The following is an 11,372-nucleotide window of genomic DNA, read 5'->3' on the forward strand; positions in this document are numbered from 1 at the left end:
GCTCATACGCTGAGGCCACTGACGTGCTTTCCACGCTTAAAAAAACCCTGATTTCCTTCCTGCTGTTGTCTGTCGCCGGTTGCTCGACCGGCCTGCGCATCGACCGTAGCCACCCTTCGATCAACCAGGACAACCGCATCCAGTTCGTTGTCCTGCACTACACCAATGCTTCGCTGGAGCGTTCCCTGGCGTTGCTGACCCATGGGGAAGTCAGCAGCCACTATCTGATTGGTGACGGCCCGGCGACGGTGTACCAGCTGGTGGATGAAAGCCGCCGCGCCTGGCATGCCGGTGATAGCCAGTGGCAGGGGCGGACTTGGCTGAACTCCTCGTCCATCGGTATCGAAATCGTCAACCCGGGCTTCACCGACACGCCAAATGGGCGGGTCTGGCACCCTTACAGCGAAGCGCAGGTCCAGTCGCTGATCGCGCTGCTCAAGGACATCGTCAAGCGTAACAACATCGAGCCACGGCACATCATTGGCCACAGCGATATCGCGCCGCTGCGCAAGCTTGACCCGGGGCCGCTATTTCCGTGGAAACGCCTGGCCGACGCCGGGCTGGGGGTCTGGCCGGATGCAACTGCCGTGGCACGGCAGCAAGCCTATTTCAGCGTCAACCCGCCGAGCGTTGGCTGGTACCAGCAGGAGCTGGCGCGGTTTGGCTATGCGATCGAGCAGACTGGGGTACTGGATGTTGCCACCCGCCATGTGATCGCCGCGTTCCAGATGCGTTTCCGCCCGCAGCGCTTCGATGGCATGCCGGATGCGCAGACGGCGGCGATGCTGCAGGTGCTCAACCGGATGCGTTGAGCTGCCAAGGTGAGACGGGCTCTTGTTTAGGAGCGGCCTTCGGCGCTTGTAGCGAAGCGCCAAACGGCAAAGGTGATTCCTGATTCAGTTGCTATACCTTAGTTATCAACTGGATGCCCTCGATGCCAGCCCTCATCGCCTTGCTGCGCCAAATTTTTTACCGTCCCTGGATGCTGGCCACGTTGGCAGCACTGGCCAGCGCGGCACTGTTGCTTTCTGCAAGCATCGGCATTGCCCTGCAACAGATGAAGCAAAGCGAGAGTGCACAGATGAACGCCCAGGGCGAACGCTTTCTGGAGCGCCTCGAGCAGGTGTTCGGCCAGTTGCGCGAAGGGGTCGACCTGCTGCAGGCGCAACCCTTGCGCGGCTGCAGCCCGGCGATGCTGACGGCATTGCAGCAGGTAGGCCTGAGTTCCCGCTTCATTTATGAAGCGGCGTACGTGGATGGAGATGTGGCCTGCTCAAACCGCGGTGACGAGCGGGCGATCGAACCCTTGCGCGCCCCCGACATACAAGGGCCGACCTACAGCTACTGGCTGAATACCACGACCGAGCCGAACGAGAACCTGGCCGCGCTGATGCTTGGGAGGGGCAAGTTCGTGGTATCCACCTCTCGTGGGCACCTGACCGATGTGGTCGACCTGCCCCCGGGCGGCAGCCTGGTGGTGGTGTTGGACAACGGTGCCCGGGCCATCCCCGTGCTGGGCCCACCGCAGGTATGGCCGCCTCCTTCGGCCTGGTCAACCAGCCACAAGTCGCTGCTTGAACTCAGCGATCGCCTGATCTACCGAATGCCGACCAAGTCACCGGACTACCAGTTGGTGCTGATCGCCCCGCGGGCGAGCCTGCCGTTGAGGATGAACGGCATGCTCTGGCTTCTGTTCCCCGGCAGTGTACTGGCGGCCTGTTGCATCGGCTGGCTGGTACTGCAACTGATCCTGCAGCGGCGGTCGATGAGCTCGGAATTGCAGAATGCCTTGCGTCGCGGCGAACTGCAGGTGCTCTACCAGCCGATCTTCGAGCTCGACAGCAGACGCTGTGTCGGGGCCGAGGCTCTGGTGCGCTGGCGCCGCCCGGACGGTACCCTGACCAGCCCGGACCTGTTCATCCCTTTGGCGGAAAACACCGGGCAGATTCGCCAGATCACGGACTTTGTCCTGCAGCGTGTGCTGGAACAGCTAGGGCAACTGCTGCGCTCGCATCCCAACTTGTACATTTCGGTGAATCTGGCGGCCTGTGATGTGATGGTGCCGCGCATCGGGCGGGTGGCGGCACGCTTGCTGGCCTTGCACCGTGTGTCGGCCAGCCAGATCGCCTTCGAGGTGACCGAGCGCGGCCTGATCGACGTGGTTGTGGCCCGCGACAACCTCCAGGCGCTGCGCGCAGTGGGGCATCAAGTGCTGATCGACGATTTTGGGACTGGCTATTGCAGCCTGGCGTACCTGCAAACCCTGCCAGTGGACTGCCTGAAGATCGACAAGGCGTTTATCGATGCCTTGGGGCACGACGCCGCCAGTAGCGGTGTTGCCCCGCATATCATTCGCATGGCCCACGATCTGCACCTGCGGGTGATTGCCGAAGGAATCGAGTGTGAAGACCAAGCGGTGCTGCTGAACAGCGAAGGGGTCAATTATGGCCAGGGCTGGCTTTTTGCCCGGCCACTGAATGCCCGGCAGTTTGCCGAACTGGTGACACGAGGTCGGCTGCCGCGGCGGGTTGAGCATTGACTGATCCGGCACCGAAGATGGGGCCGGGGGCAGGGTACATTCAGACCGGTAGTGCCATGTAGAACTGGGTTCCCTGCCCCGGTCGGGAAAACACGCCCATGCGCCCGCCATGCAGCTGCACGATCTCTTTGCACAGCGCCAACCCCAGCCCCGCGCCGCCTTTCTTGCGCCCTACCTGCACGAAGGGCTCGAAGATGCGCCCCTGTTGCCCATAGGCAATGCCTTCGCCGTTGTCCTCGACACTGATGATCACCCGCTCCGCATGCCGTCGTGCATGCAGGCGGATGCGACCGCCGCTGGCGGTATGGCGGATGGCATTGTGCAACAGGTTGTCCAGCACCCGGTCGAGTTGGGCGACATCGGCCTGGATGCGCGGTAGCGGCGGCTCCAGCTCCGTGATCAACTCGATCTGCTTGTTCGCCGCCGGCTCGGCAAAGCGATGTTGTGCACGTTCCAGCAGTTCGTCTATGGCGCAGGGAGCCAGCTCGAGCTTCTGCATCCCGCTCTGGTAGCGGCTGAAGTTGAGCAGGTCGTTGATCAACTGGGTCAGGCGCTGCATTTCCTCGCCAATGGTCTCCAGCAGGTCATGCTCGCGCGCCTCTGGCGGGAACTTGAGCCGCTCGCGCAACAGACCGAAGGCCATGTGCATGCCAGTCACCGGAGTGCGCAGCTCGTGGGAAGCGCGCAGCACGAACTCGCTGCGCACGCGTTCGAAGGCGCGCTGCTCGGTTACATCATGCAACACCATCACTGCGCCAAGTATCGGCCCTTGCGGGTGGCTGACCGGGGTCAGACTGTAGGCGAGCAGGCGCGTTTCGTCATCGACGTCCATGTTCAGGTCGTCTGGCTGGCGGTCGAGGTTGCCGCCGCGCAGTACCTGGCGTAGCTGCTGTTCCAGTTCCGGGCGCTGCAGGGCTTCGGCCAGGCTACTGCCGGCGCGGCTGTCGGTCCAGCCCAGCTGGCGCTGCGCCACCGGATTGAGGTGTTCCAGGCGGCCCTGGCGATCGATTATCAGCAGGCCATCGTCGATGCTGTCCAGCACGGCCTGCAAGCGTTGCTGGCCAGCCAGCAGTTCATCGACGTTGGTGGCCTGGTGCTTGCGCAAGGCATCGGCCATCAGGCCGAAGCGGCGGGTGAGCTGGTTCAGTTCGGTGGCCTGTGTGACCGGCAGGGTGACGTCGAAATCGCCCTTGCCGAGTTGGTCGGCCGCTTTGGCCAATGCTTCGATCGGCTGGCCGAAGCGCCGGGCGATGTTGTGCGCGGTGATGAAGCCCAGTACCAGTACCACCAAACCCATCAGGCCGAGTACGCCGCTGACCAGCAGGGCGTGGTCGCGGGTGTGCTCCTCGCTGCGGGTGATGTGCTCCAGGGCCTGCTTGTGGGAATCGATCAGATCGGTGCGGACCTGGTTGAACGCGGCCCCGAGTGGTTGGTCAACGCCCATGCTGCGGGAGGGCGCCGGGCTGGCGCGGTAGGCCTGGAGGAAGGCCTGATAGTTGCTGCTGGCCTTGCTGAAGCCGGTGCGCTCGCCACCTTGGTCCAGCCCTTGGTTCAGCAGGGTCTGGAAGTTGTCTTGCAGCAGCCGCAGATTTTCCGGAGCGGTCTCGTCATCGAGGATCAGGGTCAACTGTTCGCCAAGGTTCTGGCGCAACTTCAGCCCTATTTCCAAGGTGTGGGTGGTATCGCGCACCAGTCGCTGCTGCACCGTGGCCATCTGCAGCACGCTGACCAGGCCCAGCAGCAGCCCGAGCAGGGCCACGGTGACCAGCGCCGAAATGCTGAGGAAAAGCCGCGTGCGCAGCTTCATGGGCGGCCATTTCATAGGTTGTACTGCTTGCGCTTGCGGTACAGGGTGGATGCGTCGATCCCCAGGGTCTTGGCGGCCTGGTCAAGGGTGTCACTGGCGGCCAGCACCGCGCCAATGTGGGCGCGCTCCAGCTCATCAAGGCTCAGTGCGGCGCCTATGCGAGGGGCGTTACCAGCAGGCTGCTCGCCCATGCCCAGGTGGCTGATTTCCACGCGTTCCTGTGGGCAGATGATACTGGCCCGCTCCACCACGTTACGCAGTTCGCGAATGTTGCCGGGCCAGCGGTAGTTGAGCAGGGCTGTGCGGGCTTCGTCACTGAAGCCGCGCGCAGGCCGAGAGTATTCCTTGACGAAGCGGGCGAGAAAGCGGTCGGCCAAGGTCAGGATGTCTTCACTGCGCTCGCGCAGCGGCGGCAGGTGCAAAGTGATGACGTTCAGGCGATACAGCAGGTCTTCGCGGAAACGGCTCTCACGCACCATCTCTTCGAGGTTGAGGTTGGTGGCGGCGAGTATGCGCACATCGGCGCGACGGGTTACCGGGTCGCCGACGCGCTCGTATTCCTTGTCCTGGATGAAACGCAGCAGTTTGGGCTGCAAGGTCAGCGGGAAATCGCCGATCTCGTCGAGGAACAGCGTGCCCCCATCTGCCTGGTTGACTCGCCCCAGGGTGCTTTCGCTGGCGCCGGTGAAGGCGCCGCGGGTGTGGCCGAACAACTCGCTTTCCATCAGCTCGGCGTTCAGTGACGGGCAGTTGATGGTCACGCAGGATTTGCGCGCGCGCTTGCTCCAGCCGTGGATGGCCCGGGCCAGTTCACCTTTACCTGTGCCCGACTCGCCAAGGATGAGGATGTTGGCGTCGGTGGTAGCGACCTGGCGGGCGGTTTCCAGTACCGCCATCATGGCCGGGCTGTGCGAGTCGAGGCCGTCCTTGGGTTTGCGTACTTCACCTTCCAGGGCCTCCAGTCGCGCGGAAAGCTGGCGTACTTCCAACTGTTTGGCGGTAGCCAGGCGCAGCTGGTCGGGGCTGCACGGCTTGACCAGGTAATCGGCGGCGCCGGCCTGGATCGCGTCTACCGCCGTATCGATCGCTGAGTGCGCGGTGACGATCACCACCCGCATCCAGGGGGCCTGGATACGCATCTGCGCCAGCACATCGAGGCCGTTGTCCTCGCCCAGGCGCAAATCGAGGAAGCACAGGTCGAATACTTGGCGCTGCAGCAAGGCTTCGGCCTGGGCGGCGCTGTTGGCCGTTGCCACATTGTAGCCCTCGTCCTCCAGGCAGTAGCGGAAGGTGCGCAGGATCGCGGACTCGTCATCCACCAGCAGAATGCGGCCTTGGTTGTCCTGGGCTGACTCCATGTGCTGCGCTCCTTTAGGAAAGATCTTCATTTAGTGTGGGAAAAATCGGGCAAGTTGCATGGTCCATTGTGAAGGAACCTGTCCTTTGCATGCTAGCCACTGGCCAATCAGCGCGTGGAGGCCGCGCTATCCAGATGATTTTCTTAGAGGCGCACGGTGGCACATTGGTTGCGAGGATTTTCAGTTTTTGCCTACAAAAGGAGGCACTGCCATGCCCTTTTCCATCCGAGCCGCCATGTTGGCAGCCACACTGCTACCGGTGTTCACGCCGGTATTCGCCGATCCGGTGCAAGACGCCCGCCTGGAGGGGGCCTTGCAAACTGCCCTGTCGCTGAACCGCATGCTCGACCCGTTCCGTATTCAGGTCGAGGTGGATGGCAAGCAGGCGCGCCTTTCCGGTGAGGTGGAGAACGATGTCGAGCGCCAGCTGGCAGAGCATGTGGCTCTGGCTACCCGTGGCATCGAGCAAGTTGACAACCAACTGCGGGTCAATGCCCAGCTGGTGGAGCGCCCGCTGGCGTTGCGTGCCTACGCCCAGCGCCTGGAGGATGCCACCCTGGCCGCGGTGATCCGTGCTCGGCTGCTATGGAGCCGCATAACCGAGAAGGCACCTATAGATGTACAGAGCAGCGAAGGTGTGGTGACCCTGCGCGGCAAGGTCGACAGTGCCGAGGCCAAGGAGCTGGCCGGCGTGGTGGCGCGCACCACGGAGGGCGTGCACCTGGTCAACAACCTGGTCAGCCTCGATACCGCCGCCATGGCCAAGGCCCGGGAAGCTCCGATTGGGCTGCCGACCGGGCCGCAGCCGAGTGACAGCTGGATCATCGACAAGATCCAGAACAGCTACCGCTTCAGCCGCAACCTCGATGGCCTGAACCTGAAAGTGGCCAGCGAAGAGGGGCTGGTTCGGCTTTCAGGCGAAGTGGTCAGCAGCGAGCAGAAAACCATCGCCGTGGAAATCGCTAGGCAGATCATCGGTGTGCGCGGGGTGGACGCAGACCTGCTCAAGGTATCGACCAAGGTCGAAGGTTGATCGTGCAATTCGCACGACCCCACGGACGGCATCGTGCAGGATACGTCCCTGTCGATTATTGTCTTCGTGTGTAAATTATTGATTTCAAAGGATTTTATTTGAATCAAAAGGCTGGCATGCAGGCTGCAATTACTTATTCAGGTTTGAACAAGAATTACAGCAGGAGGAGCCGGCATGAACTGCCAATCCGTCAACCGCTTGCAGAGCGCCGCACTGCCCCTGCGCCAGGTGTTGTCACTCAGCCTGGCGCTGGTACTGACTTTGGCCGCTGGCCTCTTCTATTACAGCTGGCAGACCGCACGCCTGGCCGAGCAAGTGGCGGCGCAGACCGCCCTGTTGACGCAGATTCAGGCAACCCGTGCCAACACCCTGGTCAAGGCCGCCGACCCGCTGCCAACCGGCCAGGCCGCTGCGTCACCGGCCACCTTGGAAAATATCGTACCCCAGGACCGCTGGGTGTTCTGACCGCCGGCTGAACCGATTCCGAAAAAGAAAGGAGAACCACCATGCTGAGTTGGGCTATCACTTTCCTCATCATCGCCATTGTCGCCGCCGTACTGGGCTTCGGTGGTATCGCGGGCGCTGCCACGGGTATCGCGAAGATTCTGTTCATTGTCTTCCTGGTGCTGTTCGTAGCCTCCTTCTTCTTTGGACGTGGACGAGGTTGAAGATGGGCAGGAAGCGTTGGACAGCCCTGGCTGCCGCCCTGTTACTGGGTGGCAGTGCAGCGGCGATGGCGGCCAATGACGGCCAGGTCCGGGTCGACCAGTTGCTCGGCTCGGACCCGGAGTACAGGGAAACCTGGCAGGACACGATCAAAGGCGAGGAACGCCTGCCTGACTGGGTGGTCAATCTGACCGGCAGTTCCCAGCAGCAGATGTCTGCCGTTACCGAGGACGGCGACAAGTACCTGGTCGGCCCGTTGTGCGAAGGCAAGGACAACTGCACCTACAAGCGCCTGATCGTGGCGTTCAGCTGGGACAAGGATGATGCCTACGGGATGCTCGTGGAGGTGCCCGAAGGTCTGCCGAACGACAAGTCGCCCACCCGCCACGCACAGTACCGCTGGCTGGGTGAGCCGGACGACGGCATGAAAGCGATGCTGCAGGAGCAGCTCAAGCGTGACCCGAACTGGTACTGAGCGTTTGTACCCGGTACGGATGAAAGGTCATGCACTGTCACGTAATAGAAGCTGAACCTTTCTATATTTCAGCCTTCTATGATGCGCCGCCCCGAGGAGGGGCTGCACATGACCAAGGGGCCGGGCTGTTCTGATTGTTGCAGGATCGGAGTGGCCTAGGGGTACAGGGAGTGCCTCCAGCAATGGGCCGGGTCAGGAACGGCGGAATCGGAAGTTTCAGGTCGGCGGTGCCATAGGGGCTGACCAGACCTGACTTCCGAGGAGCCATGTAGGAAACGTCTCTTCCTGCGCGATTTCTTCTTCGAGACACATTTTGTCTCGACCGCACATCAATTTTTTTCGATCAGATCGGCGCTTGTTCAAGTGGCATTTCGGCCATTCGGATTGTCGAACAAGCCATCGCCCCTGTCCTTTTTACCCTGCCAAATCTGCCTAAATATGGCGGTTTGGTCTTGTTCGGGATTCCGAACGTTGGAAATCAAGCACTTGCGAACCTCCCGTTTTGGTCAGAAACGTTATGCATAAACGGCATGGGGCATGCGCTTCAGGCATTAGATTTCCCCCTTTGCCATCGCAATAGTTGCCGCCTTTTTCGCCGGCCGAGCGCCCCTGTCGCTCGCCTGCGGTGTCCTTACATGAAGTCGCCGGACGGAAGCAGCTGCTGCCCGTGACCTAGCTAACAGCTCTGTTACGCGCGTTTCCGTTGGGTGCCCATGACCACTAGAACAAAGGGTAAAGACATGAAGAAGGCAAAACTGAGCCTCGCCTGGCAGATCGTCATCGGTCTGGTCCTGGGTGTTGCAATCGGCGCTCTACTGAATCATTTCAGTGCAGAAAAGGCATGGTGGATCAGCAACGTCCTCCAGCCCGCTGGTGACATCTTCATTCGCCTGATCAAGATGATCGTCGTCCCGATCGTGATTTCGTCGCTGATCGTGGGTATCGCCGGGGTTGGCGACGCGAAGAAACTGGGCAGCATCGGCCTGAAGACCATCATCTACTTCGAAGTGGTGACCACCATCGCCATCGTCGTCGGCCTGGTGTTGGCCAACCTGTTCCACCCGGGCGCCGGCATCGACATGAGCACCCTGGGTACAGTGGACATCTCCAAGTACCAGGCTACCGCGGCCGAGGTGCAGCATGAGCATGCGTTCATCGAAACCCTGCTGAACCTGATCCCGTCGAACATCTTCGCAGCGCTGATGCGTGGCGAAATGCTGCCGATCATCTTCTTCTCGGTGATGTTCGGCCTGGGCCTGTCGAGCCTGCAGGCAGAGCTGCGCGACCCGCTGGTGCGTACTTTCCAGGCGGTTTCCGAGACTATGTTCAAGGTCACCCACATGATCATGAACTACGCCCCTATCGGCGTGTTCGCCCTGATCGCCGTGACCGTGGCCAACTTCGGGTTCAGCTCGCTGCTGCCGCTGGCCAAGCTGGTGGTACTGGTGTACTTCGCCATCGCCTTCTTCGCCTTCATGGTGCTGGGCCTGGTTGCCCGCCTGTTCGGCTTCTCGGTGATCAAGATCATGCGCATCATGAAAGATGAGCTGATTCTCGCCTACTCCACCTCCAGCTCGGAAACCGTGCTGCCGCGCGTGATCGAGAAGATGGAGAAGTACGGTGCGCCGAAGTCGATCTGCTCGTTCGTGGTACCGACCGGCTACTCGTTCAACCTCGACGGCTCGACCCTGTACCAGAGCATCGCGGCCATCTTCATTGCCCAGCTGTACGGTATCGACCTGTCGTGGAGCCAGCAGCTGCTGCTGGTGCTGACCCTGATGGTCACCTCCAAGGGCATCGCTGGCGTACCGGGTGTTTCCTTCGTGGTGCTGCTGGCCACCCTGGGCAGCGTGGGTATCCCGCTGGAAGGCCTGGCCTTCATCGCCGGTGTCGACCGCATCATGGACATGGCCCGTACCGCCTTGAACGTTGTGGGCAACGCCCTGGCAGCCCTGGTCATCGCGCGCTGGGAAGGCATGTACGACGCCGCCAAGGGCGAGAAGTACTACGCCTCGCTGATGGCCGGCAAGCAGGAAGCGGCCATGGTTGGCGAAGCTGCCAAGCGCTGAGCCTGATGAGCTGAACAAGAAGCCCCGACCTGTCGGGGCTTTTTGTTGCCTGTGAGATCTTGCGGCCCTTTCGCGACGCAAGGCCGCAGCCCTCGCCTGCGGTCTCCAGCCTTACGCCCCGATACGCTATCATTCGGGCATTTTTCAGGGGGAACACACGGATGCTCAACGGCCTTTGGCTTGGCTTTTTCCTGGTGGCGGCAGTGTCCGCCCTGGCCCAATGGCTAATAGGCGGCAACGCCGGCATCTTCGCGGCGATGGTCGAGAGCATATTCGCCATGGCCAAGTTGTCGGTCGAGGTGATGGTGCTGTTGTTCGGCACGCTGACCCTGTGGCTGGGCTTTCTCAAGATCGCCGAGAAGGCTGGCATCGTCGAGTGGCTGGCCAAGGTGCTCGGCCCGCTGTTTGCCCGGCTGATGCCGGAAGTTCCACCCGGCCACCCGGCCCTGGGCCTGATCACCATGAACTTCGCCGCCAACGGCCTGGGGCTGGACAACGCCGCCACGCCGATCGGCCTGAAGGCCATGCGCGCACTGCAGGAGCTGAACCCCAGCAGTATCACGGCGAGCAACGCACAGATCCTGTTCCTGGTGCTCAACGCATCGTCGTTGACCCTGCTGCCTGTGACCATCTTCATGTATCGGGCCCAGCAAGGTGCGGCGGACCCGACCATGGTGTTCCTGCCAATCCTGCTGGCCACCAGCGTCTCCACCTTGGTCGGCCTGCTGTCGGTGGCAGTGATGCAGCGCCTGCGCCTGTGGGACCCGGTAGTGCTTGCCTACCTAATTCCCGGTGCCTTGCTGCTGGGCGGCTTCATGGCCTTTCTCGGCACCCTTTCGGCGGCCGCGCTGGCCAGCCTGTCGTCGATCCTGGGCAACCTCACGTTGTTTGGTGTGATCACCCTGTTCCTGGTGATCGGCGCCTTGAAGCGGGTGAAGGTGTATGAAGCCTTTGTCGAAGGCGCCAAGGAAGGTTTCGATGTGGCCAAGGGCCTGTTGCCTTACCTGGTGGCGATGCTGGTGGCGGTGGGTGTATTGCGGGCCTCAGGCGCCCTGGAGCTGGCCTTGGACGGTATTCGTCATGCGGTGACTGGGCTGGGCCTGGACACCCGCTTCGTCGAGGGCTTGCCCACGGCGCTGGTCAAACCGTTCTCCGGCAGTGCGGCGCGGGCGATGCTGATCGAGACCATGCAGACCCACGGTGTGGACAGCTTCCCGGCGCTGGTGGCGGCGACGATTCAGGGGAGTACCGAAACCACCTTCTACGTGCTGGCGGTTTACTTTGGTGCGGTGGGTATCCAGCGCGTGCGCCATGCCGTCGGCTGCGCCTTGCTGGCGGAGTTTTCCGGTGTGATCGCGGCGATATTCGTCTGCTACTGGTTCTTCGCCTGACCTTTTTGGGGCCGCTTTGAGGCCCATCGCCGGC

At 61.9% G+C, this 11,372-nt stretch carries 10 protein-coding genes; 8 read left to right on the forward strand and 2 right to left on the reverse strand.

The window, feature by feature from the left end; translation table 11 throughout:
• The first annotated feature begins 23 nt into the window (after nucleotides 1-23).
• Nucleotides 24-812 carry an N-acetylmuramoyl-L-alanine amidase gene (locus tag RR51_RS01445; RefSeq protein ID WP_013970322.1) on the forward strand — a complete coding sequence of 263 codons (789 nt, stop codon included), beginning with the start codon at nucleotides 24-26 and terminating at the stop codon, nucleotides 810-812.
• A gap of 122 nt (nucleotides 813-934) precedes the next feature.
• On the forward strand, nucleotides 935-2,539 hold the full coding sequence (locus tag RR51_RS01450) for an EAL domain-containing protein (protein WP_039612418.1): 1,605 nt from the start codon (nucleotides 935-937) through the stop codon (nucleotides 2,537-2,539).
• A 40-nt stretch (nucleotides 2,540-2,579) separates the two neighbouring features.
• On the opposite strand, the gene RR51_RS01455 is transcribed toward RR51_RS01450, so the two are convergent.
• Entirely contained in the window at nucleotides 2,580-4,361 is a 1,782-nt protein-coding gene (locus tag RR51_RS01455) for a KinB sensor domain-containing domain (protein WP_039612419.1), read from the reverse strand.
• A complete protein-coding gene (gene algB / locus RR51_RS01460; protein WP_015268485.1) occupies nucleotides 4,358-5,704 on the reverse strand; it encodes a sigma-54-dependent response regulator transcription factor AlgB in 1,347 nt (448 codons plus the stop codon). Before algB ends, RR51_RS01455 begins: the two co-directional genes overlap by 4 nt.
• 211 nt (nucleotides 5,705-5,915) lie before the next feature.
• Here algB and RR51_RS01465 point away from each other — a divergent pair, with 211 nt between their 5' ends.
• The 6 genes from RR51_RS01465 (at nucleotide 5,916) to RR51_RS01490 (ending at nucleotide 11,338) form a co-directional block, all read left to right on the forward strand.
• On the forward strand, nucleotides 5,916-6,737 hold the full coding sequence (locus RR51_RS01465; protein ID WP_039612420.1) for a BON domain-containing protein: 822 nt from the start codon (nucleotides 5,916-5,918) through the stop codon (nucleotides 6,735-6,737).
• Nucleotides 6,738-6,911: 174 nt separating this feature from the next.
• Nucleotides 6,912-7,202: a hypothetical protein gene (locus RR51_RS01470; protein ID WP_039612421.1), complete on the forward strand. Its 291-nt coding sequence runs from the start codon at nucleotides 6,912-6,914 to the stop codon at nucleotides 7,200-7,202.
• 41 nt (nucleotides 7,203-7,243) lie between these two features.
• A complete protein-coding gene (locus tag RR51_RS28650) occupies nucleotides 7,244-7,405 on the forward strand; it encodes a DUF1328 domain-containing protein (RefSeq protein ID WP_003252966.1) in 162 nt (53 codons plus the stop codon).
• 2 nt (nucleotides 7,406-7,407) lie between these two features.
• Nucleotides 7,408-7,878: an inhibitor of vertebrate lysozyme family protein gene (locus tag RR51_RS01480; RefSeq protein WP_003256983.1), complete on the forward strand. Its 471-nt coding sequence runs from the start codon at nucleotides 7,408-7,410 to the stop codon at nucleotides 7,876-7,878.
• Between the two features lie 740 nt (nucleotides 7,879-8,618).
• The gene (gene gltP / locus RR51_RS01485) at nucleotides 8,619-9,947 is read left to right on the forward strand and encodes a glutamate/aspartate:proton symporter GltP (protein ID WP_003256981.1); all 1,329 of its coding nucleotides are present in this window, start codon (nucleotides 8,619-8,621) and stop codon (nucleotides 9,945-9,947) included.
• Between the two features lie 161 nt (nucleotides 9,948-10,108).
• On the forward strand, nucleotides 10,109-11,338 hold the full coding sequence (locus tag RR51_RS01490; RefSeq protein ID WP_039612422.1) for a nucleoside recognition domain-containing protein: 1,230 nt from the start codon (nucleotides 10,109-10,111) through the stop codon (nucleotides 11,336-11,338).
• Nucleotides 11,339-11,372 lie beyond the last annotated feature (34 nt).

This window comes from Pseudomonas sp. C5pp (assembly GCF_000814065.1).
Lineage (GTDB): Bacteria > Pseudomonadota > Gammaproteobacteria > Pseudomonadales > Pseudomonadaceae > Aquipseudomonas > Aquipseudomonas asiatica.

What these genes read in the sequence shown, in the direction of transcription:
- RR51_RS01450 (WP_039612418.1), top strand. Translation starts at nt 935, where the DNA reads ATGCCAGCCCTCATCGCCTTGCTGCGCCAAATTTTTTACCGTCCCTGG.
- RR51_RS01455 (WP_039612419.1), bottom strand. Translation starts at nt 4,361, where the DNA reads ATGAAATGGCCGCCCATGAAGCTGCGCACGCGGCTTTTCCTCAGCATT.
- algB (WP_015268485.1), bottom strand. Translation starts at nt 5,704, where the DNA reads ATGGAGTCAGCCCAGGACAACCAAGGCCGCATTCTGCTGGTGGATGAC.
- RR51_RS01465 (WP_039612420.1), top strand. Translation starts at nt 5,916, where the DNA reads ATGCCCTTTTCCATCCGAGCCGCCATGTTGGCAGCCACACTGCTACCG.
- RR51_RS01470 (WP_039612421.1), top strand. Translation starts at nt 6,912, where the DNA reads ATGAACTGCCAATCCGTCAACCGCTTGCAGAGCGCCGCACTGCCCCTG.
- RR51_RS28650 (WP_003252966.1), top strand. Translation starts at nt 7,244, where the DNA reads ATGCTGAGTTGGGCTATCACTTTCCTCATCATCGCCATTGTCGCCGCC.
- RR51_RS01480 (WP_003256983.1), top strand. Translation starts at nt 7,408, where the DNA reads ATGGGCAGGAAGCGTTGGACAGCCCTGGCTGCCGCCCTGTTACTGGGT.
- gltP (WP_003256981.1), top strand. Translation starts at nt 8,619, where the DNA reads ATGAAGAAGGCAAAACTGAGCCTCGCCTGGCAGATCGTCATCGGTCTG.
- RR51_RS01490 (WP_039612422.1), top strand. Translation starts at nt 10,109, where the DNA reads ATGCTCAACGGCCTTTGGCTTGGCTTTTTCCTGGTGGCGGCAGTGTCC.